This window comes from Sorangium sp. So ce375, assembly GCF_051473855.1.
Taxonomy (GTDB): Bacteria; Myxococcota_A; Polyangia; order Polyangiales; family Polyangiaceae; genus Sorangium.
The window spans coordinates 8,211,766-8,234,920 of record NZ_CP150335.1 but is presented as its reverse complement, the minus strand read 5'-3'; the positions used below and the strand labels follow the sequence as shown (position 1 = coordinate 8,234,920).

The 23,155-nt window shown below is 71.4% G+C and carries 21 protein-coding genes; 18 read left to right on the top strand and 3 right to left on the bottom strand.

Annotated features, from left to right (window positions below; all coding sequences use genetic code 11):
- Positions 1 to 14: 14 nt before the first annotated feature.
- Positions 15 to 881, bottom strand: coding sequence for an oxygenase MpaB family protein (locus WME90_RS30470; RefSeq protein ID WP_437275533.1), 867 nt, complete (start codon positions 879 to 881; stop codon positions 15 to 17).
- Positions 882 to 1,202: 321 nt separating this feature from the next.
- Here WME90_RS30470 and WME90_RS30465 point away from each other — a divergent pair, with 321 nt between their 5' ends.
- The 10 genes from WME90_RS30465 (at position 1,203) to WME90_RS30420 (ending at position 13,372) form a co-directional block, all read left to right on the top strand.
- A complete protein-coding gene (locus WME90_RS30465; RefSeq protein ID WP_437275532.1) occupies positions 1,203 to 1,547 on the top strand; it encodes a sigma-70 domain-containing protein in 345 nt (114 codons plus the stop codon).
- 302 nt (positions 1,548 to 1,849) lie between these two features.
- Complete coding sequence (gene hpf / locus WME90_RS30460; protein WP_437275531.1) at positions 1,850 to 2,218, top strand: ribosome hibernation-promoting factor, HPF/YfiA family; 369 nt, start codon at positions 1,850 to 1,852, stop codon at positions 2,216 to 2,218.
- A gap of 456 nt (positions 2,219 to 2,674) precedes the next feature.
- Positions 2,675 to 3,154: a PTS sugar transporter subunit IIA gene (locus WME90_RS30455; protein ID WP_437275530.1), complete on the top strand. Its 480-nt coding sequence runs from the start codon at positions 2,675 to 2,677 to the stop codon at positions 3,152 to 3,154.
- Positions 3,155 to 3,198: 44 nt separating this feature from the next.
- Entirely contained in the window at positions 3,199 to 4,446 is a 1,248-nt protein-coding gene (hprK, locus tag WME90_RS30450; protein WP_437275529.1) for an HPr(Ser) kinase/phosphatase, read from the top strand.
- Entirely contained in the window at positions 4,443 to 5,504 is a 1,062-nt protein-coding gene (rapZ, locus tag WME90_RS30445) for an RNase adapter RapZ (protein WP_437275528.1), read from the top strand. The genes hprK and rapZ overlap by 4 nt, the downstream gene beginning before the upstream one ends.
- A gap of 11 nt (positions 5,505 to 5,515) precedes the next feature.
- Positions 5,516 to 5,785 carry an HPr family phosphocarrier protein gene (locus WME90_RS30440; protein ID WP_437275527.1) on the top strand — a complete coding sequence of 90 codons (270 nt, stop codon included), beginning with the start codon at positions 5,516 to 5,518 and terminating at the stop codon, positions 5,783 to 5,785.
- Positions 5,782 to 7,752, top strand: a complete 1,971-nt coding sequence (ptsP, locus tag WME90_RS30435; protein WP_437275526.1) for a phosphoenolpyruvate--protein phosphotransferase — start codon at positions 5,782 to 5,784, stop codon at positions 7,750 to 7,752. Before WME90_RS30440 ends, ptsP begins: the two co-directional genes overlap by 4 nt.
- A gap of 86 nt (positions 7,753 to 7,838) precedes the next feature.
- Positions 7,839 to 10,010 carry a bifunctional metallophosphatase/5'-nucleotidase gene (locus tag WME90_RS30430; RefSeq protein ID WP_437275525.1) on the top strand — a complete coding sequence of 724 codons (2,172 nt, stop codon included), beginning with the start codon at positions 7,839 to 7,841 and terminating at the stop codon, positions 10,008 to 10,010.
- Positions 10,007 to 11,452 carry a hypothetical protein gene (locus WME90_RS30425; RefSeq protein ID WP_437275524.1) on the top strand — a complete coding sequence of 482 codons (1,446 nt, stop codon included), beginning with the start codon at positions 10,007 to 10,009 and terminating at the stop codon, positions 11,450 to 11,452. Before WME90_RS30430 ends, WME90_RS30425 begins: the two co-directional genes overlap by 4 nt.
- Positions 11,453 to 11,524: 72 nt before the next feature.
- The gene (locus tag WME90_RS30420) at positions 11,525 to 13,372 is read left to right on the top strand and encodes a hypothetical protein (protein WP_437275523.1); all 1,848 of its coding nucleotides are present in this window, start codon (positions 11,525 to 11,527) and stop codon (positions 13,370 to 13,372) included.
- Between the two features lie 45 nt (positions 13,373 to 13,417).
- Here the strand turns inward: WME90_RS30420 and WME90_RS30415 are convergent, their stop codons facing one another.
- Together WME90_RS30415 and WME90_RS30410 are read right to left on the bottom strand one after the other, a co-directional pair.
- Positions 13,418 to 14,224 carry a helix-turn-helix domain-containing protein gene (locus WME90_RS30415; protein ID WP_437275522.1) on the bottom strand — a complete coding sequence of 269 codons (807 nt, stop codon included), beginning with the start codon at positions 14,222 to 14,224 and terminating at the stop codon, positions 13,418 to 13,420.
- A gap of 499 nt (positions 14,225 to 14,723) precedes the next feature.
- Positions 14,724 to 16,412, bottom strand: a complete 1,689-nt coding sequence (locus WME90_RS30410) for an acyl-CoA dehydrogenase family protein (protein ID WP_437275521.1) — start codon at positions 16,410 to 16,412, stop codon at positions 14,724 to 14,726.
- Positions 16,413 to 16,711: 299 nt separating this feature from the next.
- On the opposite strand from WME90_RS30410, the gene WME90_RS30405 reads away from it, so the two are divergent.
- The 8 genes from WME90_RS30405 (at position 16,712) to sat (ending at position 23,150) form a co-directional block, all read left to right on the top strand.
- Positions 16,712 to 17,191 (top strand): RrF2 family transcriptional regulator, encoded by a 480-nt coding sequence (locus tag WME90_RS30405; protein WP_437275520.1) that lies wholly within the window; start codon positions 16,712 to 16,714, stop codon positions 17,189 to 17,191.
- A gap of 9 nt (positions 17,192 to 17,200) precedes the next feature.
- Positions 17,201 to 18,253, top strand: coding sequence for a cysteine synthase A (gene cysK, locus WME90_RS30400; RefSeq protein ID WP_437275519.1), 1,053 nt, complete (start codon positions 17,201 to 17,203; stop codon positions 18,251 to 18,253).
- Entirely contained in the window at positions 18,250 to 19,128 is an 879-nt protein-coding gene (locus WME90_RS30395) for a HesA/MoeB/ThiF family protein (RefSeq protein ID WP_437275518.1), read from the top strand. The genes cysK and WME90_RS30395 overlap by 4 nt, the downstream gene beginning before the upstream one ends.
- On the top strand, positions 19,121 to 19,399 hold the full coding sequence (locus tag WME90_RS30390) for a MoaD/ThiS family protein (protein ID WP_437275517.1): 279 nt from the start codon (positions 19,121 to 19,123) through the stop codon (positions 19,397 to 19,399). Before WME90_RS30395 ends, WME90_RS30390 begins: the two co-directional genes overlap by 8 nt.
- Position 19,400: 1 nt before the next feature.
- Positions 19,401 to 19,763: a hypothetical protein gene (locus WME90_RS30385; RefSeq protein ID WP_437275516.1), complete on the top strand. Its 363-nt coding sequence runs from the start codon at positions 19,401 to 19,403 to the stop codon at positions 19,761 to 19,763.
- Entirely contained in the window at positions 19,760 to 20,710 is a 951-nt protein-coding gene (locus WME90_RS30380; protein ID WP_437275515.1) for a PLP-dependent cysteine synthase family protein, read from the top strand. Before WME90_RS30385 ends, WME90_RS30380 begins: the two co-directional genes overlap by 4 nt.
- Positions 20,704 to 21,276 carry a Mov34/MPN/PAD-1 family protein gene (locus WME90_RS30375; protein ID WP_437275514.1) on the top strand — a complete coding sequence of 191 codons (573 nt, stop codon included), beginning with the start codon at positions 20,704 to 20,706 and terminating at the stop codon, positions 21,274 to 21,276. The genes WME90_RS30380 and WME90_RS30375 overlap by 7 nt, the downstream gene beginning before the upstream one ends.
- Positions 21,277 to 21,404: 128 nt before the next feature.
- The gene (sat, locus tag WME90_RS30370) at positions 21,405 to 23,150 is read left to right on the top strand and encodes a sulfate adenylyltransferase (protein ID WP_437275513.1); all 1,746 of its coding nucleotides are present in this window, start codon (positions 21,405 to 21,407) and stop codon (positions 23,148 to 23,150) included.
- Positions 23,151 to 23,155: the final 5 nt, after the last annotated feature.

Sequence of the window (23,155 nt, the reverse complement as noted above, 5' to 3'; positions counted from 1 at the left end):
TGGACGCGCGCTTGTCACCGCGCGCCGAGGTCCTCGATGCGGTAGCCGTCCGGGTAAGTGGGGTTCCTCCGCTTTGTGAGCAGGCGCGGCGAGCGCCGGCGCGGCATGGCCCGCAAGAGCGGGCCGCGCGCCCGGAGCGCCGCCTCCACGACGCCGCGCAGCCCGGGCGGTGGCCGCGGCAGCCCGGTGGCGTCGAGCAGGCGATCATCGATCATCGCATGGATGACCGGTGTCCCGAGCGGCCATAGGGCCCTCGGCAGCACCCAGCCCAGCACGAGGTCCCGCGTCGCGACGGCGAGCTTCCGGTTGTCCTCCGAGAACCGCAGGTGCTCCGCCTCGTAATCGACGTTGAACCGCTCGAACGCCTCGTAGCTCGGCGGGATATCCTTGATGTTCATCAGCGTCCCGACCTGCTTCCAGTAGTGGTACGCCGCGAGCTTCTCCTTCTCGAGCAGCGCCCGCCAGGCGAAGCGCGCGTTCCAGCGGATGGGCTCGAAGATGAACGTCGACAGCGTGTACAGGTACTCGTCGTTCGGGATGGTGTAACGCCCGTGCTGCCGGTTCATGCGCCGCAGCGCCGCCCGGCCCCGCTCGCTGTCGTATCCGTTCTCCAGCATCTCGGAGAGGATGAGGACCGTGTCGTCGTAGCGCTTCTGGGTCCGCTGAAGGAACTCCCCTGTCTGCACCAGGAGCGGTGTGCCCTTCGCGACGCCGAATACCCGGAACAGCGCGAGCTCGAGGGCGCGCTGCGTGTCCCACGGGAAATCATAGCAGGTCGAGAGAAATGCGATCTCCTGGTGATCCTTGACCGGATCGAGGTTCGCCTCGATATGGTCGCGGATCGCATAGCGCGATCGCGATTCGGGAGGGGCCCAGCGCATGGAAGATCTCCTGATATGTATCCGCTCGATGACGCCTACGTGTCTATCACACCTCGCGTATCCTGACGGAAACGTTGTTGAACAGATAGAGATGCCGAGGGGGACGAGGCGAGGAGAGGAGAGGGCGACCGCAGAGCGCTGTGAGCACGGGCCCGCGCCGGGCGAGCCGGCTGGCCAGGCTCTGCGCGGCGAGGCTGCGCGGGAGCTCCGCGGAGCGCGGCGTCGAGGCGCTCGATCAGCTCGGTCTTGCGCTCGGCTTTACGCTTGTTTTTGCGCGCGCAAGCGCGTGCACCGCCTGCGCGAAGGTGGCACCCTAGCCCCGTGCCGCCTGTCATCGACGACATGATCCAGGAGCTCCTTACACGCCATAGGTCGACCGGTCGGGTGGACCTCAACGACATCGCCGAAGTCGTCGACCGCCGGCCGGTCTCGTACGAGGAGGTGGAGTACATCATCGACCGGCTCGAGTCCGAGGGCCTCCGCGTCGCCGAGCCGCTCGATCGGGGCGATGTCGAGGTGCTGCGCGCCGTCCTCGTGAGCGCGAGGCGGCTCGCGGCCGAGCTCGGGCGCACTCCCACGATCGGCGAGATCGCGCTGGCCTCGGGCCATGCACCACACACGGTGCGCCGGGCGCTGGAACAAGCGGGGCGTGCCAAGGCTTGTTGAAGAGGAGGCGCACGGCCGCTCAGGACGCGGCGCGGCAAGCCGCGGTGACGCGCGGGCACGCCGAGGTGCCCGAGAGGTGACGAGCCGCGGCAAGACGCGGCAAGTCACGGCGAAACACGGCGAAACACGGCGAAACACGTCACGGTGAGCGGAAACGGAACGACGCCAAACAAAAACGAAAGCGCCACGCACGTTGAGTGCAGACCAGAGCTCTACATCAGTGTTACTATGGAGATGGAGGGGTGCTCTGTAGCCGTAGTCGATTGTTTCATCTACGCATCAGGGAAGGAAGGCTGGACCCGATGAACATCACGATCACGTTCCGGCATATGGTGGGTACCGAGGCCGTGAAGAAGTACGCCCATGAGAAGGTTGCCAAGCTCCAGAAGTTCCTTAGGCAGGCGATGACGGCGCAGGTGACCCTCTCCGTCGAGGGGCTGATGCACGTCGCCGACGTTCGCATCTCCTCCGGCGGTCTGGCCTTCCATGCGACCGAACGGGGTGAGGACATGTACGCATCGATCGACATGGTCCACGACAAGCTGGAGCGGCAGATCCGCGATGGGAAGGGGCACACCATAGCGCGCAAGCGCGGCGGTACGAGCGCCGGCGAGTACGCCGTCGAGGTGGAGCGCGAAGCGGTGGCCGCCTCGGGGCGCACCCGATCGTGAGGCGCCGCGCGCGTCGCCGAGGCGCGGCGCGCGAACCGGAGCGAGGGCCGTCGCGCGCGTCGCCGCGGCGGCATGCTCCCGCCACGTGAGCCGCCGCTCGGCGTAGGCGGCATGCCTCGGGGCCAGGGCCGCCGCGCGCGTCGCCGCCGCGGCGCGCTCTCGCCGCAAGAGCCGCCGCTCGCCGCCGAGGCGGCACGCTCCCGCCACGCTCGCCGCCATCGGCTCACCCGGCGGGCGCGACCTGCCCGGGGGGCCGCGGCGGTCGCCCAGCGATCGCGGCGCGAAGAACTCTCCCTCCGGAACCGCTCGCCGCGATAGCGTCCTTGAGTCGCGTACCCGAAGTGCCCAGGGTACGATGGCCACATCGGCTCGCTTGGCCCTGGCCGAGCGCCGCGCCGACCGTGCCACGCGCGCCGTTCCTGAGCCCTCTCACCTCGCCCGAGCGCCGAAATCAGCATGCAAGTCCGCGACATCTTGACCGCGCACCAGGTATCCGTCGCCAGCGAGCAGGAGGGGGTCGTCCGCTCCAAGGCGGACGCGCTCCACCGGCTCGCCGCCCTGCTCGCGACAGGACAGCAAGGGGTCAAGGCCGACGACATCGAGCGGGTGCTCGGCGAGCGGGAGCGCCTGCAGTCCACCGGCGTCGGGAGCGGCGTGGCCATCCCCCACGGCGCGATGGAGGGCGTCGATCGGCTGACCGGCGCGGTCCTGATCTGCCCGAAGCCGATCGACTTCGACGCGATCGACGGGGCGCCTGTGTCCATCCTCGTCGCCGTGATCGGGCCGAAGCGCGCCACGGGCGAGCACCTCAAGACGCTGGCGCGCATCTCCCGGCTGCTGCGAGACGAGGCGTTCCGGCGGCGGCTGCTCGGCGCCTCGACGGGGCGGGCGGCGTTCGAGCTCATCGCCGCCGAGGAAGGGAGGTCGGCGTCATGAGCGGCTCGCGCAGCGGCGGACATGAAGGGGAAGGAGGCGGCCGGATGCCCCCCTCGACCGGCGGAGGGCGGGCGGACCGCCCCGCCATCGCGGTGCGGAGCCTGATGGCCGACGAGGGGCTCGGCATCGATCTCACGCTCATCGCCGGCGCCGCGGGCCTCGACCGGCCCATCATGAACACCCGCATCCAGAAGTCCGGGCTCGCGCTCGTCGGCCACTTCCACGGCATCGTCCCGACGCGGGTGCAGATCCTCGGGCAGACCGAGCTCTCGTTCCTCCACAAGCTCTCCCGCGAGGACCGGCTCCTGTCGCTGCGCGGCTTCTTCGAGCTCGGCCTGTGCTGCGTCATCGTCACGCAGGGCGATCAGCCGTTCGAGGCGAACGGCTCCGGCATCGGGTTCGTCCCCGTGCCGGAGCTCGCGCAGTGCGCCGAGGAGAGCGGGACGCCGCTCGTCGTGTCGGCGGTGCGATCGAGCGCCACGATCACCGCGCTCCACGCGCTGCTCGACGATCGCCTGGCGCCGCGCCTCCGCCTGCACGGCGTGCTCGTCGACGTCTTCGGCGTGGGCCTGCTGCTCATGGGGTCGAGCGCGATCGGCAAGAGCGAGTGCGCGCTCGATCTCGTGATGCGCGGCCACCGGCTCGTGGCGGACGACGCCGTGGAGTGCGACTACCGCCCGCCCGGCATGGTCTTCGGCGCCCCGGCGGAGCTCCTCCGGTACCACCTCGAGGTGCGTGGCCTCGGCATCCTCAACGTGAAGGACCTCTTCGGCGTCACGTCGATCCGCGAGCGCAAGCGGATCGACGTCGTGGTGAAGCTCGTCGAGTGGTCGAAGGACACCGAGTACGATCGGCTCGGGCTGGACGAGCGGTACCACACCATCCTCGGCGTGAAGATCCGGGAGCTGGTCATCCCGGTGCGCCCGGGCCGCGATATGGCCTCGATCCTCGAGGTCGCCGCCCGCAACGAGCTCCTGAAGAACGCCGGGTTCCACGCGGCCCGCGAGTTCTTCGGCAACGTCGAGGGCGAGCTGCTCCGCGAGCGCTCGCCGGAGGAGTCGTCGATCCCGCCGCCGGCGAGGCTCGCGGAGGAAGGCGCCTCGCGGAGCGCCGCGCCGCCCGGCCCGCCTCGCCCCCCGCCGCCAGGCCGCGGCGTGGACGCGCCGAGCCCCCCGAGCAGCGCCTTCCGGCCGCCCGGGGATCGGGGCAGGCCGCCCCCTGATCGTCCGAGCTCCGGGTTCAGCCCCACGGAGTCGTCCGTGAGCCTGCCGCGGCCGAGGAGGCGAGGGTGAGCAACGGAGGCGATCAGCAGCAGCACGGCCTGCACGGGCTCGACGGCGCGTCGGGGCGCGTGGTCGTCGTCACGGGCCTGTCCGGCGCGGGCAAGTCGACGGCGCTCCACGCCCTGGAGGACCTCGGCTTCTTCTGCGTCGACAACCTGCCCACGTCGCTCGTGCAGCCGGCGGTCGAGGCGTGCGAGTCGGGCGGGATCACCCGGATCGGGCTCGGCATCGACGTCCGGGTGGGCTCCTTCCTGGCGGGCGCGACGGCCGCGCTCGACTCGATCCGGACCGGACGGGACGTGGTGATCCTCTTCCTCGACGCCTCGGACGAGACGCTGCTCCGGCGCTTCAGCGAGACCCGGCGCCCGCACCCGCTGACGACCGGCGGCAGCGGCGCCATCGCGATGCTCGACGGCGTCCTCCTCGAGCGCGAGCGGCTCGCGTCGCTGCGGGCCCGGGCCACCATCGAGCTCGACACGACGCGGCTGTCGACGCACGATCTGCGCCGCGTCGTCATCGAGCGGCTGCGCCCTGCGAAGGTCGACGCGCCCCGGATGTCCACCCGGTTCGTCTCGTTCGGCTACAAGTACGGCATCCCGCTCGACGCCGATCTGCTCTTCGACGTCCGCTTCCTCGACAACCCGTATTTCGTCCACGGTCTCCGCGAGCTGACGGGGAACGACGAGCCGGTGCGGGAGTACATCCTGAAGAACGCAGATGCCCTCGAGTTCATCTGCAAGACGGAGCAGCTCCTCTCGTTCTGCATGCCGCGCTACGCCAGCGAAGGAAAGAGCTACCTCACCGTCGGCATCGGGTGCACCGGCGGCCGGCACCGCTCCGTCGTGCTCACCAACGCGCTCAGCGACAGCCTGCGGCGGAAGACGGGGCTCCCGATCACGGTCGTGCACAGGGACGTCGCCCGGGCGAGCACGAGTGGTGTACCCTCGGGGGTGGGAGAGGGCATGGCCGGGACGCCCGGCGTGGATCTCCGGCTGCCGCAGCCGGGAGCGACCCCGTCGGAACCTCGACCGGCAACGGACACGAGCGTGACGGGGGGCGATCGGTGACGACCGAGGCGGTGAAGAGGCGATTCACGATCATCAATGTGCGCGGGCTCCACGCGCGCGCGGCGACGAAGCTGGTGCAGCTCGCCGGGCGCTACGACTGCGAGATCTCGCTGACCGGGCCGGACGGGCAGTCGGCCAACGCGAAGAGCGTGATGGGCGTGCTCCTGCTCTGCGGCTCGATGGGCACCCAGATCGAGGTGAGCGCGACGGGCGATCAGGCCACCGACGCCGTCTCCGCCATCGGCGAGCTGATCGCCTCGCGCTTCGGAGAGCACGAGTGACGCGGGGCCCGAGCGCGCTCTCCTCGGACGCCCCGGGCGAGCACCCCGCACCGGCGGACGCCGCCCGGAGCGACTCGGCGGCGCCCGCCGCCCGCGTCGACTCGATGCCGCCCGGCTCCCGGACCGAGACGCTGCGGGGAATCTCCGGATCGCCCGGGGTCGCCATCGGCGCGGCCGTCGTGATGGGCGGGCACCGGACGAACCACCCGCGCCGTCGCGTCGGCTCCAGCGAGATCACGGCGGAGCTCGAGCGCTTCGAGGCCGCGGTCGAGCGCGCGCAGGACGAGCTCCGCGACATGGCGAAGCGCATCGGCGATCACCGCGCCGAGGCGTCGATCCTCGAAGCCTACCTGCTGATGCTCGGCGATGAGGCGCTCGCCGACGCCGTGAAGCGCCAGGTCATCGAGGAGCGCCGCTGCGCCGAGTGGGCGGTGGCGACCGCGTGCGAGGCGATCGCGGGTCGCTTCGCGGCGCTCGACGACCCGTACCTGCGCGAGCGCAGCCACGACGTCATGTTCGTCGGCGAGCGCCTCTTGCGCGCCTTCAGCCTCCCGCCCCAGGAGCCGCCGTCCTCGCGCGACACCTCGCCGCTCTCCACGCGCAGCCTGATCGAGCTGCAGAACTCGATCGCCATGCCGGCGACGTTCGGCGCGGCGCTCCCGCGCTTCTCCGGGCCGACCATCCTCATCGCGCACGACCTCTCGCCGGCGGACACCGCGGCGATGGTCGACGAGCCGGTCGTCGGCTTCGTCACCGAGGTCGGCACCCGGACGAGCCACACATCGATCATGGCGCGCGCGCTGGAGATCCCGGCGGTCGTCGGCGTCAGCGACGTGCTGCAGCGCGTGATCACGGGCGACATCGTGGTGATCGATGGGCTGCGCGGCACGGTCGTCGTTCGCCCCGGCCCCGTCGAGCTCGCGGAGGCGCGCGCCCGCGCCGAGCGCTACGTCGCGCTCTCCAAGGAGCTCTCGGAGTCCAGGCACCGGGCTGCCCAGTCGAAGGACGGCGTCAAGGTGTCGCTCCGGGCGAACGTCGAGCTCCCGGCCGAGGCGATCCTCGCGCGCGACCAGGGCGCCGACGGCATCGGCCTCTACCGGACCGAGTTCCTCTACATCGATCGCACGTCCCCCCCTTCGGAGGACCAGCAGTTCGAGATCTTCCGCGCCGTCGTCGAGGCGCTCCGCCCGAAGCCGGTCACGCTGCGCACGTTCGACATCGGCGGCGACAAGTTCGTCTCCACGTTCCAGGTGCCGCCCGAGATGAACCCGATGCTCGGGCTCCGCGCGGTCCGGCTCGCGCTCTCGCGCCCCGACGTCTTCCTCGAGCACCTCCGCGCCATGGTGCGCGCCTCCGCCTACGGCGACGTGCGGATCATGATCCCCATGGTCGCGGGCCTCGGCGAGCTCCGGCAGGTGCGCGCGCTGCTCCACCGCGCCCAGGAGCAGGTGCGCGCCCGCGGCCAGCCGTGCGCGGACGAGATCCCGCTCGGCGTGATGATCGAGGTGCCCGCCGCGGCGGTCATGGTCGATCATTTCGCGCGCGAGGCCGCGTTCCTGAGCCTCGGGACGAACGATCTCATCCAGTACGCGCTCGCGGTCGACCGGACCAGCCGCTCGCTCGCCTACCTGGCCTCGCCGTTCGATCCGTCGATCCTGCGCCTGATCACGAAGGTGATCCAGGCGGGTCAGGACTTCGGCAGGCCGGTCTCCCTCTGCGGCGCGATGGCGAGCGATCCGCTCGCCGCCCTGCTCCTGCTCGGCCTCGGCCTCCGCGACTTCTCGATGGAGGCGGCGGCGATCCCGGAGATCAAGGAGACGCTCCGGCGCGTGACGGTCGCCGACGCCGAGGCGGTCGCGGCCGAGGCGCTCGCCTGCGCGACGGCGGAGGAGGTCGAGTGCTGCGTCGCCGCGGCGTTCGCGCCGGACCTCTACGACCTGCTCGCGGGAGAGCGCGCCACGCGGTGACCCGCGCTGCGGGCCGTCCGACCCGCCGTCAGCACCCCCTTTCTGCTTGAGCTTGCGCGGTGGGCTTCTTAGCGTGAGCCCGCTTCATGGAGTCCCGAAAAGCCATGCTGGCCGCCTGCGCGGTGGCGCTCGGCCTGTGCGCGGCGGGCTGCGAGGAGGAGGCGCCACCGACGCGGCTCGTGGGGCAGGTGCACCTGACGCTGCTCCACACGTCGGACATCCACTCTCGGCTCTTCCCGTACAACCTGCAGCTCGGCCAGGTCGACGCGGCGCTCGGCCTCGGCGCGGCGACCTCGATCGCGAACGTCGGCGGCGCCGCGCGCATGTCCCATCTCATCGGCCGCGAGCGCGCGCGGTCGTCGCGCGCGCTGCACCTCGACGGCGGCGACTGCTTCCAGGGGGCGCCGATCTTCAACTTCTACTCGGGTGAGGCGGAGATCCGCGCCCTCGGCGCCATGGGCGTCGACGCCATGATCGTCGCCAACCACGAGTTCGACCGCGGCGCGCTGAACCTCGGCATCCAGCTCCAGCAAAACGCCGGCTTCCCCATCCTCGCGGCGAACTACCTGCTCGAGGACCCTGCGCAGCCCGGCGCCTCGCCGCTCGGCGCCATCCTTCAGCCGTTCACGGTCTTCGACCTCGCCGGCCTCAAGGTCGGCGTCGTCGGGATGGGCAACCTCTCCAGCCTGACGTCGATCTTCGAGGCGCCGAACCGGCTCGGCGTCACCCCGCTGAACACGACGGAGGTCGCCCAGTTCTACGTGGATCTGCTCCGCCCCACGGTCGACGTCATCGTCTTCGTCACCCACCTCGGCCTCGACGGCGACGAGCGGATGATCGAGACGACGACGGGCATCGACGTCGTGCTCGGCGGGCACAACCACATCGTGCTCCAGCCGCCGAAGCGCGTCCGCGACTGCTCGCTGTACTACGACGACGAGGAGCAGAGCCACTACATCCTCCTGAACGACGAGCGCTCCCCCGGCGACGGCGCGAAGCGCCGGCGCTACTGCGCGCCGCGCGACGTGGTCCTCGCGCACTCCGGCGCGTTCGCGCAGTTCGTCGGGCGGCTCGATCTCGTGCTGTCCAGGGACGCCTCCGAGCTCGGCGGCGGCTACGATCCGCTGAACGGCTACGAGGTGCTCTCGGATCGGTACGAGCTCTTCCCGGTGACCGAGGACGTCCCCGCCGATCCGATCGTCGCCTCGGTGCTCGAGCCGTACGCGCAGGGGCTCGACGCGCTCGCGAACCTCGATCTCCTTGTCGGCTACGCGCTCGACGGCTCGCGCCGCGCCGCGCCGAGCGGCGGCGACTCGCCGCTCGGCAACCTGATCGCGGGGGCGATGTGGCTGCGCCTCGGCGTCCAGACCGACTTCGCGCTCACGAACACGACGGGCATCCGCGCCGACCTCGTGCCCGGCCCGGTGACGGTCGAGCAGATGTTCAACATCTTCCCCTTCGACAACTCGATCTCGAAGATGCAGCTCTCCGGCCTCGAGGTGCAGGATCTCTTCGACCTCGTGGCGCGCCGATCGAGCGGCCGAGGGTGCGTATCGCAGGCGCAGATCGCCGGCGCGCGGGTCGTCATCGACTGCGCCGCGCGCTCCTCCGATGGCGAAGCGCCCGGCGTCGCGACCCACGTGTACATCGGCGCGCGCCAGCCGGCGATCGCGTGCCCGAACGGCGACGCCGACTGTCCGGGCGGGGAGGTGGGCAGCTGCGACGTCGAGGCGCGGCGGTGCTGGCGGCCGATCGATCCGATCGCGACTTACGAGCTCGCGACGTCCAGCTACCTCGCCCAGGGCGGCGGCGGTTTCCGCGTGCTCCAGCGCAACACGACGCAGCTCGACACCCAGGTGCAGCAGCGCGACGCGCTGATCGACTACATCCGCGCGGGCAGCCCGTGCGGCGCGGACGAGCGCGGCGAGCTCGCGTCGTGCCAGCGGGACGCCGACTGCGCGGGCGTGGGCGAGGGCTTCGTCTGCGCGTGCCCCGAGTCGGTGGTCGAGGGGCAGGCGTGCAAGACCGGCTCCGCGCCGTGCTCTCGGGGCGCGTGTGTGCTCTCCCGCTGCCGCGACGACGTCGCCGCTCACCAGCGCGCCGTCTGCGCCGACGCGCCGACTTCGTTCGTGCGGGAGCGGTGCGAGAGCGCGCTCGCCCCGTGCAGCGCCGCGGGCGAGCAGTGCAAGTACCTCGCGTGCGTCGACCGGCGGCTCGGCAACTTCTCCGACGGCCGCCTGCGGATGGTGGGGCAGTGACGCCGCGGGCGCGGCTCCGTGTGGCGCTCGCGGCCGCGGTGGTCGCCGGGTGCGGCAGCGACGGCGGGCCGCCCCGGGGCGTCTCCAGCTTCTGGGTCCAGGTCGTGCAGGTGAACGGGGAAGCGCCGCCCTCCGCCGAGGAGCCCTTGCCGGCCAACCGCGGCGACACGGTGGACACCTGGTCGTTCAGGATCGAGGCGCGCGACGCTGCCGGCCGCCGGGCGCCGTTCGACGGCATGGTCAGGCTCAGCGTCGAGCCCGGGGCGGTGCTCGACGTCGAGGCCGACGACGAGGGCGTCGCGGTCGGCCGCAACATCCGGCTGACGGCCGGGGTCGCCGAGGGCGTTGCCCGCGTCGTGGCCGTCTACGGGCCCACCCGGCTGTGGGTCGAGGACCTCGGCTACCGGCCCGTGTCCCGGGGCGACGTGCCCGCGTGCTCGAACGGCGCCAACGATGACGCGCCGGGCGACGTGCTCATCGACTTCCCCGCCGATCCCGGGTGCGCCTTTGCCGACGACGACACCGAGGAGGGCGGCACGTTCGCCGCCGGCGTCTCGAAGCCGGTCGCCTACGCCTTGCCGCGCATCGCCGACGTGCAGGGCGGCGGCTCGGCGACGCCCTACCCGTCCGCGGCGATGCAGATCGACACCGCGGCTCCCCGGCAGGTCGTCGTCACGCGCGTCTCGAGCGACGGCTTCTACGTCACCGATCTCGCCGGCCAGGGCGGCGGCTACAACCACCTCTTCGCCTTCAATTTCAACACTCCTGCCAACATGCGTATCTGCGATCGGCTCGAGTACCTCGCGGGCACGGTCAACGAGTTCTTCGGCTTCACCGAGCTCTCGTTCCCTTCCTACGAGATCGCGCCCGTCCAGGAAGGAGCGGAGTGCCTGGTCCCGGAGCCCACGGTGCTCGACGGGCCGACGATCGCCGGCGCCTCGGCCATGGAGGGCCTCGAGAGCGGGCTCGTGCGTGTCGAGGGGTTCCACATCAGCGAGCGCTTCGGCCCGAAGCCCGCGAGGGGCAACGTCTTCGCCGCCGACCAGTCGAGCTGCGATCTGAACGGCGATGGGCAGGTCGACTTCGAGAGCCCGGCCGAGCGGAGCTGCGCGAACGCGTGCTCGGACGATCCCGAGTGCAGCGAATGGACGAGCTACTCCGCGCGCGGCAATTACAAGATCACGGACGGGTCGAGCACGATCCAGATCCAGACCGGCGCGGTGAGCGCCTTCGATCCGACGTCTCACCGGGGCGAGGTGATCGACGCGGTGACCGGTACGCTCCGGAACTTCTCGGGCGGCTCGCTGAACTGGACGATCGAGGCCCGATGTCCGGACGATCTCGTCTGCGCGGCGCCCGGCTGCGCGCCCGCCGCGAAGTCCTCGAAGGAGGCGTGCGTCCGGACGCGCAGCCTCGACGACAGCGACGCGGAGACAAACTAGCCACCTCCTCCCTTCACCGCGGCCGCGCCGCGCTCGCCGGATCACCCAGGCCCAGGAAAGCCACCGCCCGCCATGAACCGAAGCGCGCTCCGCGCCCCTGCTGTCTCCGCGGCCTTGGTGCTCACGCTCGCACCGCCGGCGCTTGGTCAGCCGCAGCCGCCGCCCGCGCCTGCGCCGGCCGTGCCGGCGCCCGCCGCGCCGGGCGCGGACCAGGCCGCGCCGACGCCCGCGCCCGCTGCACCCCGCTCCGACCACGCCGCGCCGGCGCCCGCGTCCGTCGCACCGGCCCCGGCCCTCGCCGCGCCTGCCCCCGCGCCTGCCGCGCCGCCCGCGCCCGTGGCTCCCATCCTCCCGCGGCTCACGCCCTCGCCGCCGCCCGTGGCCGAGCAGCCGCCCGTCCGCGCGGGGGATGCGATGGACACGCGCCTCACCTGGACCCTCGGCGACGACGACCTGCTCCACGACACTGGCCAGGCGCAGCCGCTCTCGCCGAACCTCAGCATCGGCGATCGGAAGCAATACCGGCTCTTCTTCGACAACCTCAACTCCCGCTTCAGCGGGCGCGAGAACCTGACGCACCTCGCGCTCTACAAGCGGATGCCGGGGTTCATCAAGGGGCTGGACACCGAGGCTTCGCTCGTCCTGCGCTTCGACCTCGCCGCGCTGTCCCGGAACAACAACAACGTCAATCAGGCGCTCTACGACGCCGGCTCGTACATTCGCGCCTTCTATCACACCGATGGCAGCGCCGATGGGAAGACGGGTATCGGCGTCACGCTCTGGCCGCTCGATACGGACCGGTTTCGCCTCGGATACCTGTACGAGATCTCGTGGGGTGGGACGAACGCGTCCATCAACCAATCGATCTTCCCACGCCTCATCGGCACCGCGCCCGGCGCGAAGGTGCAGCTCGACACCGAGCGGTTCAGCGTGTACGCGGGCTTCAAGATCGCGAGCCTCACGCAGGTGCAGCGGGTGCTCACCCCCGGCACGAGCGAGGTCGAGGAGTTCCGCATCGCGCAGACGAACTACGGCGTTCTCCTCGGCGGGGGCGCCGATCCTCACCCCTACGTCCACGTCGACCTCGGCGCCGGCTACTTCCAGCAAGGCCGCTTCGACTGGCCTGACGTCGCGGGCAAGCCGGTCTACACCTACGGCGCCTCGGCCCGCGTCGTCGCCCACGCGAAGGGCGAGCCCGTCCCGCAGTCGGTAGACTTCATGCTCTATCGCAACGACCCGGACAGGCCGCAGATCCTCTTCAACGCCGAGTCGTACACGCCGGGCAAGACGACGTGGGCCGTGATCCTCGAGGCCTCGAACCTCTTCCAGAACCTCAAGGACTTCGACTCGGCGGGCGCGACCACCCGACAGCCGGCCCGCGCCGCCGCCCTCCAGGCGGTGGTCAAATCCGGCTACGCGCGCGCGAGCGTCACCGGCATGTTCCGGGATCTGCCGTTCGTGCTGCGCAACCAGCCGAGCTTCATCCCGTTCCAGTCCATCCCGGAGACCGGCGGCTCCTCGACGGATGACGAGATGTTCATCGCCCTCGCGGCCGACTATTACATCGCGTCCGCGCGGCTCACGCCCGGCATCGGCGCGGGGCTCCAGCTCCCCGCCTCGTTCGGCACGATGTCCTTCGACATCATGAGCGCGCCGATCGCGCGCACCGTCGTCGTGCGCGAGCAGGGCAGTGTGTCGATCCTCCCCTACGACACCTCGGCTGTGCCCATCTTCCAGGCGCGCGTGAGCCTCAAGTGGGATATCAGCACGATCCTCTCCGCGGTCGCGTGGGTCCAGTATGTGCGCGACAACAACGGCACGTTCATGGAGCGCGATCCCTCCGACGGCACCGTGGCCCTGCGCACCTTCGTCAACCCTGACTTCTTCGGTCTCGGCACGAGCGCCCAGGCCCGCTTTTGAGCCGGCCGCCGCGCCGCGCGCTCACCGCGCGCCCGCCTCCGGCGCTCATCGCGGCTGGAACGCCTTGAACGCCGCCACGGCCCGCGGCGAGGTGCTCACGGTCTCGACGATGCGGAAGCCGCCGCGCAGGTAGAAGCCCTCGAAGTGCAGGACGCTCTCGCCGTCGGCGGGCTCGATCTCCCAGTAGCGGGAGCGATCCTTCGACGTGCCGAGCACGGCGATCCGCCGCCATCCCGCCGGGACGATCCCGGTCCATTCCGGGCCCCGCTTCTCCGTCAGCTCGAAGTCGTCGCGGCTGTGCTTCACCCGGAAGCTCGCGTCCGGCCCCGAGCCGATGCGCGCGTCGAGCGCGCCCCCGGGCGGTCCCTTCGCCAGCTGGTCCTGGCGTCGCGGCCCCCGCTTGCTCACGCGGTAGCTCGCGACCGAGTGCGGATCGAGGTAGTAGGTGCCGCCTTCCTTGCTGGCGCGCAGCCGCCCCGCGTAGATCGCCTGGCGCACCGCGCTCTCCGAGATGCCGAGCTGCTGCGCCGCGTCCGGCACCGTCAACGTGAAGCGCGTCCGCGGCGTCGTCGGCGCCACCTCGAGCGGCAGCCGCTTCCGCGCCACGCAGTCGAGCATCACGTGGAACGTCGGGTCGCGGTACACGTCGGCGGTCGCGATGCCCCGGCCCGCGACGGAGGCTCTGTCCAGCAGCGGGTTCTCCGGACCGAGCACGAGATCCAGCAGCTCGACGTCGGACACCGAGGGATCCCTGACCGCCGCCAGCACCCGGGACAGAAAGGCGCCCAGCTCGCCCGTCGGCGTCGCGAACTCGACCGTCTCGCCGGACAGCAGCGTGTATTGCGTCTTCATCTCGCCTCTTCGCAGCTCGTCGTGTGCGCTCGCCCACACCGCGCGCCGCACGCGTGCCCGGGGCCACGCGAGCCCGATCCGTCCAGGAGGCGGACGAAGTCCCACGCACGCGCCGGAGGCGCGCGCAGGCGGATCTCACCCCACAGCGGACGAAGCGCCGACGAAGCCCGCCTTCATGGACGGGGTCGCCCGCACGTCGCCCGAGTCGGGCACGCGTTCAGCGCCGCAGCTGTCCATTACTGTATGCCCGTTCAGGTTGTCTCGTCTAGTGGCTTCGGACGCCGCTAGGACAAATGCCGTCCCGCTTCCGCGGTCGCATCTCATCCGCAACTATCTGAAACTAAACGTTAATTCCGTACTTACAGAACGCGCTGGGCTCGCGGAAAAATCGTCGGAGCTCACCGGCGGGGCGCGGATCGGGGCGCATCACCCGGGTTGCGACGCCGTCGCACCCGGGTCGGCGAGGGATTCTGTTCAGTGGGTCGGCCCCACCGTTTGTTCAGGTGTCGGGCCGCTGTCGCGTCTCGGCGAGGGCCTCGATCGTGTCGCGATCGTGATCTCGGATGCAGTCGACGCCGTTGCGCTGGAACTGGATGGCGGCGGCCAGCGCGGTCCGGCTGCGCTCGCGGTCGATGGCCCACGCGGCGTGTCGCACGAGCAGCGCGAGCTGAAGCGCGCGGCCCAGGGTGATCGCGACCCGGCGGGCGCCCGCCTCGAGGCCGGGGCGGTCGGCGGCGGCCATCTCCTTGATCCACGCGCGGGCGTGGGACACCGCGCGCGACGCGGACGTCTCGGCCTCGGCGAGCTTCGGCTCGACGACGCCGGTCAGCAGGCGCGCCACCTCGGCCGCGAGGACGTCGAGCGAGCTGTCCTTCAGGATCACCCGCAGCGCGTCGAGGGCGAGCACGTTCGTCGTGCCCTCCCAGATCGTGAGGACCTGCGCGTCCCGGAGCAGGCGCGGCAGCCCCGTATCCTCGACGTAGCCGGCCCCGCCGAACGCCTCGAGCACCTCGCTCAGCACCGACACCGCCTGCTTCGCGGTCGTCAGCTTCGCGAGCGGGATGATCAGCCGCAGGAGCTTCGCCTCCGAGTCGGTGAGCGAGCCCGTCTCCTCGCGCCCGAGCAGCTCGATCGCGCGGAAGGTCAGGTGGAAGGCGCCCTCGAACTCGGCCTGGAGCTCGGCGAGCGTGTCCATGTGCAGCGGCTTCTCCGCCAGCGGCGTGCCGAACTGGACGCGGCCCTGGGCGTACGAGCGCGCCAGGGCGAGCCCGCGGCGCATCCCCGCGATCGCGCCGATCGCGTTCCAGGTGCGCGTCACGTTGAGCATCGGCGCGATCGCCCGGACGCCGTTCGTGAGGCCCGTCACCGGCGTGGCGAGGACGCCGTCGAGCGTGATCTCGGCGGTCGGCACCTTGCGGGTGCCGAGCTTGTCCTTGAGCCGGTTGATCACCACACCCTCGCGGCGCCCCGCCTCGCCCGCGAGCTCCACGTAGAAGAGCGCTAGCCCGCGGCTGCCCTCCGGGTTGCCCTCGGGGCGCGCCAGCGTGAGCGCCATCTCCGACGTGGCGGCGGAGGCAAACCACTTCGTCCCGTGGAGCCGGTAAGCCCCGTCGGGGCCCGGGCGCGCCGCCGTCTCGCTCCGCCCCACGTCCGAGCCGCCGGTGCGCTCGGTCATCCACTGGCCCGACGTCCAGGCGGTCGCGGGGTCACGGCTTGTGAGCCGGGGCACTGCGCGATCGATGAGCGCTCTGTTGCCGCTCGCGAGGAGCGTCCGCGCGGCGCCGTCGGTCATCGCGAGCGGGCACGTGTACACGTCGCTCGACGCGTCGAAGAGGTACGCGAGCGCGAACTGGTGGACGCGGGAGAACGCGCCGTGCGCCTGCTCGTAGGCGGTCGCGACGACCCCCTGCTCGCAGGCGATCCGGGCCGCCTCCTTCCAGAGCTGGGTCAGCTCGACCTGATCGACGCGCCTTCCCCAGGCGTCCCACGACGTGAGCTTGGGCTCGTTCGGGCGATCGGCGAGCTGCAGCCGGTAGAGGCGGCCGCCGGCGAGCTCGCCCATCTCGCGCAGCGAGGGCGTGATCGACGCGGCCACCTCGCGGGGCAGCACCCGCGCGAGGTAGGACCGCAGCACGCGGTCGTCGTCGTACTGGTTCCCGAGTGTGGGAGGGTCTTGATAAAAAGCCACCGGCCGACTCCTAGGTTGGTGCGCCGCAGCCAGAACCGTGTGACGCGCGCGCGCGCCGATCACGTTCCGCGCGCCCCTGGGGGCACACGCGGCGACTCGCAGCCTCGTATAAAGCTCGAACCTACTGAACCCGTCCCATCCGGTTCAACAGGAAGCCGAGGGGGCGTCGAGCCGGCGCAGCGAACGGTGAACCTCTGCTGCGAATTTCGCTGCAGCGGCCGGTTTTTGTGCGCTGTTCGGGTGCTGTGTCGCACGGAGAGAAGCGGAAGTCGCTGAATGTGCAGTTCTTGACTTCTCCGATGCACCAATGCATATGGCTGCGGGTGAAGCTCTCGAACAAGGGTCGCTACGGTGTGCGCGCATTGTTCGATATCGCATTCCACAACGACGGGCGGCCGACCCAGATCCGCGAGATCTCGGAGCGGGAGGTCATCCCCGCGCGCTTCTTGGAGCAGATCTTCCAGGACCTGAAGAAGGCCGGGCTCATCAGCTCGAAGCGGGGGCCGCGCGGCGGCTACCACCTGGCGCGGCCCGCGAGCGAGATCAGCCTGGGCGACGTCGTCCGCGCCCTGGAGGGGCCGGTCGCCGTGATCGCCCCGGATGACGACGGCAGGTCGGAGGGCTCGCCGCTCGACCCGCCGACCGCCGTGTTCCACGATCTGGCGCTCGCGATCGAGCGCTGCTTCGACTCGGTGTCGATCGCCGACGTCTGCGAGCGCGGCGTCGAGCTCGGCGTGCGCCGCAAGGGGCGGCCGGAGCGCTCGACCTACGTGATCTGAGCCGACACCATGAGTAGCCCCGACCGATCCGCAAAGTCCACCGGCGTCCCCCGCGCTCCCGCGGAGGTCGCGGCGCAGCTCCCTCCACTCCCGTCGCACCCGCGCGTCGTCGACAGCCTCCTCGACCTCGTGGGCGACACGCCGCTCTTCGAGATCCGCCTTGTCGACGCGGCCACGCCCCGGGGGCGGGTCTTCGGGAAGGCCGAGCAGCAGAACCCGGGCGGCTCGCTGAAGGACCGGATCTGCCTGGCGATGATCGAGGGCGCCGAGGCGCGCGGGCTGCTCGGCGCGGGCGGCGTGGTCATCGAGCCCACGTCGGGCAACACCGGGATCGGGCTCGCGATCGCGTGCGCGGCGAAGGGGTACCGCTGCATCCTGACGATGCCGGCGAGCATGAGCCTGGAGCGGCGCCAGCTGCTCGAGGCCTACGGCGCGGAGGTCGTGCTGACCGAGCCCGAGCTGCAGATGGAGGGCGCCATCGCGAGGGCGCGCGAGCTCGCGGCGGAGATCCCGGGGGCGCTCATCCTCAGCCAGTTCGACAACCCCGACAACCCGCGCGTCCACGCGGAGACGACCGCGCGGGAGATCCTGCACGCGATGGCCGGCCTGGACGCGCCGGGGCGGCCCGGCCCCCGGCAGTCGCTGGCGATCGACGCGTTCGTCGCCGGCGTGGGGACGGGCGGGTCGGTGAGCGGCGTCGGGCGCGTGCTCAAGCGGTTGCGCGCGGCGACCCGCGTCATCGCGGTCGAGCCCGAGTCGTGCGCGACGATCTCGCGCGGCGAGCGCGGGCCCACGAAGATCCAGGGGCTCGCCGCCGGGTTCATCCCCGCGAACTACGACCGGAGCGTGGTGGACGAGGTCCGGACGGTCAGCGATCGCGCCGCGTACGACACGAAGGTGGCGCTCGCCCGGCAGGAGGGGCTGCTCGTCGGCATCAGCGCGGGCGCCGCGGTGCGCGTCGCGCTCGACGTCGCCCGCGAGCTCGGCCCCGACGCCAACGTCGTGACCGTCCTCTGCGACACCGGCGAGCGTTACTTCAGCCTGGACGAGTATTTCCGATGAGCGGCGGCGGCGGTGAGGTGATCCGCGGGTGCGTGCTCCTCGTCGGGGCGGGGGGCATCGCCGCGCCCGCCGCGCTCGCGCTCGCCGCGGCAGGGGTGCGGGAGCTCCGGGTCGCCGACGATGACGAGGTCGAGCTCACGAACCTGCACCGGCAGATCCTGTTCGACGACGACGACGTCGGCCGACCGAAGCTCGACGCGTTCTCGGAGGCGCTGCGCCGCCGCTTCCCGGGGCTCCGCGTCGACCGCCGTTACGGCCGCTTCGCGCCGAGCGCGGCGGCGGGGCTGATGCCGGGCGTCTCGGTGGTGGTGGACGCGACCGACAACTTCGCGTCGCGGTTCCTCATCGCCGACGTGTGCCGCCTCACGAGGACGCCGGTGGTCCACGCCGCTGCGATCCGCTGGCGCGCGACGGTGATGGCGGTCGCGGGGGAAGGGGCGCCCTGCTACCGCTGCCTTTTCGAGGACCTCCCGACCGGGGACGCGCCGGATTGCGCCACGGCCGGGGTGGCGGGCCCGGTGTGCGGCGTGGCCGGCGCGCTCGCGGCGGATCGCGCGCTGGCGATCCTCGAGGGCGACACGTCGGTCTTCGGCCGGATCGCGACATACGACGGCCTCAAGGACACCCTGCGCAGCGTCCCCGTCTCCGCGCGGCCTGGCTGCGCGCTGTGCGGCGCGAGCGCCGCGATCGCGACGATCGACGCGTCCCGCTACGTCGTCGCGTGCGCGGCCGAGAGCGGATCCCCGACCCACGAGAGCGGATCCCCGACCCAGGTTGAACAGGACCGCGAGAGCGGATCCCCGACCCCCGTTGAACAGGACCGCGAGAGCGGATCCTCCACGCACCACAACACTGGAGAGCAAGACCATGGCTGACACCGCGACCGTCCGCATCCCGACCCCGCTCCGCACGCTCACCGGCGGACAGGACGAGGTCAAAGCCGCCGGCGGCACCGTCGGCGAGCTGATCGAGGACCTCGAGAAGAGCTACCCGGGCATCCGCGATCGACTCCTCGACGAGAAGGGCGTGCGCCGCTTCGTGAACATCTTCGTGGGCGACGAGGACATCCGCTTCCTCGACGGGCTCAAGACGCCCGTGAAGGGCGGCGATCAGGTCGCGATCGTGCCCGCGATCGCTGGGGGCTGAGGTGGACGACCCGCGCTATCTCCGCCAGGTGCTGCTCGCGGAGATCGGTCCAGAGGGACAGGCGAGGCTCGGGGCGGCGACGGCGCGCGTGCTCGGCGGCGGGGGCGGCGACGCGCCGCACCTCGCGCACGAGGTGGCGGAGCGCTACGCGCGCGGCGCCGGCTTCGGCGCGCTCGCGGTGGGCACGATCGACTTCGACGCGCTCGCGCCCGCGCACCTCGTCGCCGCGCCCGCCGCGCGCGCCGTGCTCGCCGGCGCGCGCGCGGCCCTCGCCGAGATGCGCGCCGCCCTCGCTCTGGGCGGCGCCGCGGCGCCTGCGGGGAGCGCGGGGCAGGGGAGCGCGGGGGAGGTCGACCCGTCATGAGGCGCTCGCTCGCCCGCTCCCGCCGCATGGCGTCGGTCGTCGACGCCGTGGGCGACACGCCGCTCTTGCGGCTCTCGCGCGTCGGCCGCGACACGCCGTCGGTCGAGGTGTACGCCAAGCTCGAGTTCGCGAACCCCGGCGGATCGGTCAAGGATCGCGCGGCGCTGCGGATGATGACCCGCGCCGCTGCGGACGGCCGCCTCACCAGCCAGAAGACGCTCATCGACTCGACGAGCGGCAACACCGGGGTCGCTTACTCCCTCTTCGGCGCGGCGATGGGCTTCAAGGTCGCGCTCGTCATGCCGTCGAACGTGTCCAAGGCGCGCAAGGACATCGCGCGCGCGTTCGGCACGGAGCTCATCTTCAGCGATCCGATGGAGGGCTCCGACGGCGCGATCCGCCTCGTGCGCACGCTGGTCGAGAAGGATCCGGAGCGGTATTTCTACCCGGATCAGTACTCGAACGAGGACAACCCGCTCGCGCATTACCACGGCACGGCGCGCGAGATCCTGGAGGCGGTCGGCGACAGGATCACGCACTTCGTGGCCGGGATCGGCACGAGCGGCACCATCGTCGGGACGAGCCGGCGGCTGCGCGAGCACCACCGCCCGATCCGCTGCATCGCGGTGGAGCCCGCGGACGCGCTCCACGGGCTGGAGGGGCTCAAGCACCTGCCGAGCTCGCTCGTGCCCGCCATCCACGACGCGGGCGCGTACCACGAGACGATGCGCATCACGACGGAGGACGGCTGGGACATGTCCGATCGCCTCGCGCGCGAGGAGGCGCTGCACGTGGGGCACTCGGGCGGGGCGGCCGTCTTCGCGGCCTTCGAGGTGGCGAAGCGCCTGCACCGCGAACAGCAGGGGGGGTGCGTCGTGGCGATTGTCCCGGACCGGGGCGACCGCTATTTTGCGCCCATGAAATGGGAGAAGCGTTACTTATGGTGATGTCTCCGCAGCCGTGGACCGCCGGTGGGGTGGTCCTCAAGGCGAGCGTCCTGAAGGCGGTCGAGGAGGAGGCGCTCGCGGGCTATGCGCGCGACGAGGAGGCCTGCGGCTACCTGAAGGGGCCCGCGGGCGAGCCGCTGCTCTGCGACGAGCACGTCCGGATGGACAACATCGCGAACAAGCTCCACGCCATCGATCCGGAGCGGTACTTCCGGACGGCGCGGACGTTCTTCGACTTCAACGGCAAGCGCTTCTCCGACGCCGTCGAGAAGGGCGCCTCGGCGGGGCGCCCGGTGAAGGTGCTCTACCACTCCCACCTCGACGCCGGCGCGTACTTCAGCCCCACGGACGCCGCCATGATGAGCGGCGGCGAGCCGCCGGCCGAGGAAGGGGGCCAGATCGTGCTGGGGCCCGGGCCGGCGTTCCCGCTGGCGTTCCTCGTCACCAGCGTGCGCGGCGGCTCCGGCGAGGGGCGTCCGGAGGAGACGCCCCGCATCGCCGAGCACCGCCTCTTCGTGTGGGACGGCGCCGCGTTCGTCGCGTCGACGTTCTCCGTCGTCGATTGAGCCCATCGCGCCGGGACGTGTGTCCCCGCGCTTTCGCGCAGCCCCCATCCGCTCGTCGAGGGATCTGCACCCGAGGCCGGAGAGGCCGAGTCCGTAGTCGTCAGTTGATCATCGAAGGAGTTGCCTAAATGTCAGGTTTTGTTGTCTGGTTCACCGGTTTGAGCGGCGCCGGCAAGAGCACGCTCGCGGCGATGCTCTCGGCCGAGCTCCGCGCCCGCTCCGTCCACGTGGAGGTGCTCGACGGCGACGAGGTGCGCACGAACCTTTCGAAGGGCCTCGGGTTCTCGAAGGAGGACCGCGATACGAACATCCGGCGGATCGGATACGTGGCGAAGCTCATCGCCCGCTCGGGCGCGTGCGCGATGACGGCCGCCATCAGCCCTTACAAGGCGATCCGTGACGAGCAGCGGGCCCAGATCCCCCACTTCGTCGAGGTGTTCTGCTCCTGCGAGATCCCCGTGCTCGCCGAGCGCGACGCGAAGGGGCTCTACAAGAAGGCGCTCGCGGGCGAGATCAAGAACTTCACGGGCATCGACGACCCGTACGAGGCGCCCGAGAGCCCCGAGGTGGTCGTCGACACGGGCAAGGAGACAAAGGAGGAGAGCCTCGGCAAGATCCTCGCCAAGCTCGAGGAGCTCGGGTACGTCCCGAGCCGCGGCGCCGCGGTCGCGGTGTCCGGCGCGGCCGCCGCGGGGGCGGCGGCGGGCGGCGCTCGCGGGCTGATCGCGCCGCACGGCGGCGAGCTCGTGAACCGGTGGGTCGAGGGCGCGGCGAAGGCGTCGCTCGCGGAGCGGGCGAAGGGGCTGCCGGTCATCGACCTCGACGAGCGGACCGAGAGCGACGTCGAGATGATCGCGATCGGCGCGTTCTCGCCGCTGCGCGGCTTCATGAACTCGAAGGACTACCTGCGCGTCGTGCGCGAGATGCGGCTCGAGAGCGGCCTGCCGTGGTCGATGCCGATCACCCTCGCCGTCTCCGAGCAGGTGGCCGAGGGGCTCCGCGTGGGCTCCGAGGCGGCGCTCCGCGCGCGCGACGGCCGCATCGTGGCGGTCATCGAGCTGAGCGACAAGTGGCGGCCGAACAAGGAGCTCGAGGCGCAGGAGGTGTTCCGCACGACCGAGACGAAGCACCCGGGCGTCGCGTACCTGATGGGCACGGGCCCCGTGTACGTCGGCGGCGAGATCCGCGTGCTGGAGCGGCCGGTCGACTCGGCGTTCCCGGCGTACGACCGGAGCCCGGCGACGACGCGGGCGTACTTCGCCGAGAAGGGCTGGCGCCGCATCGTCGGGTTCCAGACGCGCAACCCGATCCACCGGGCGCACGAGTTCATCACCAAGACGGCGCTGGAGATCTGCGACGGCCTGATGATCCACCCGCTCGTCGGCGCGACGAAGTCGGACGACATCCCGGCGGACGTGCGGATGCGCTGCTACGAGGAGCTCATCGCGAAGTACTATGTGAAGGACCGCGTGCTCCTCTCGATCTACCCGGCGGCGATGCGCTACGCGGGCCCGCGCGAGGCGATCTTCCACGCGCTGGCGCGCAAGAACTACGGCTGCTCCCACTTCATCGTGGGGCGCGATCACGCCGGCGTCGGCAGCTACTACGGCACGTACGACGCGCAGGAGATCTTCAATGCCTTCAGCCCCGGAGAGCTCGGCATCACCACGCTCAACTTCGAGAACGCGTTCTACTCGACGACGGTCGGCGCGATGGCCACCGCGAAGACGGCGCCGGGCGACGCGTCGACGCAGGTCAACCTGTCCGGGACGAAGGTGCGCGAGCTGCTCCAGCGCGGCGAGCTGCCGCCGCCGGAGTTCTCCCGTCCGGAGGTCGCGCGCATCCTCATCGAGGCGATGCGCGGCTCGAAGTAGCGAAA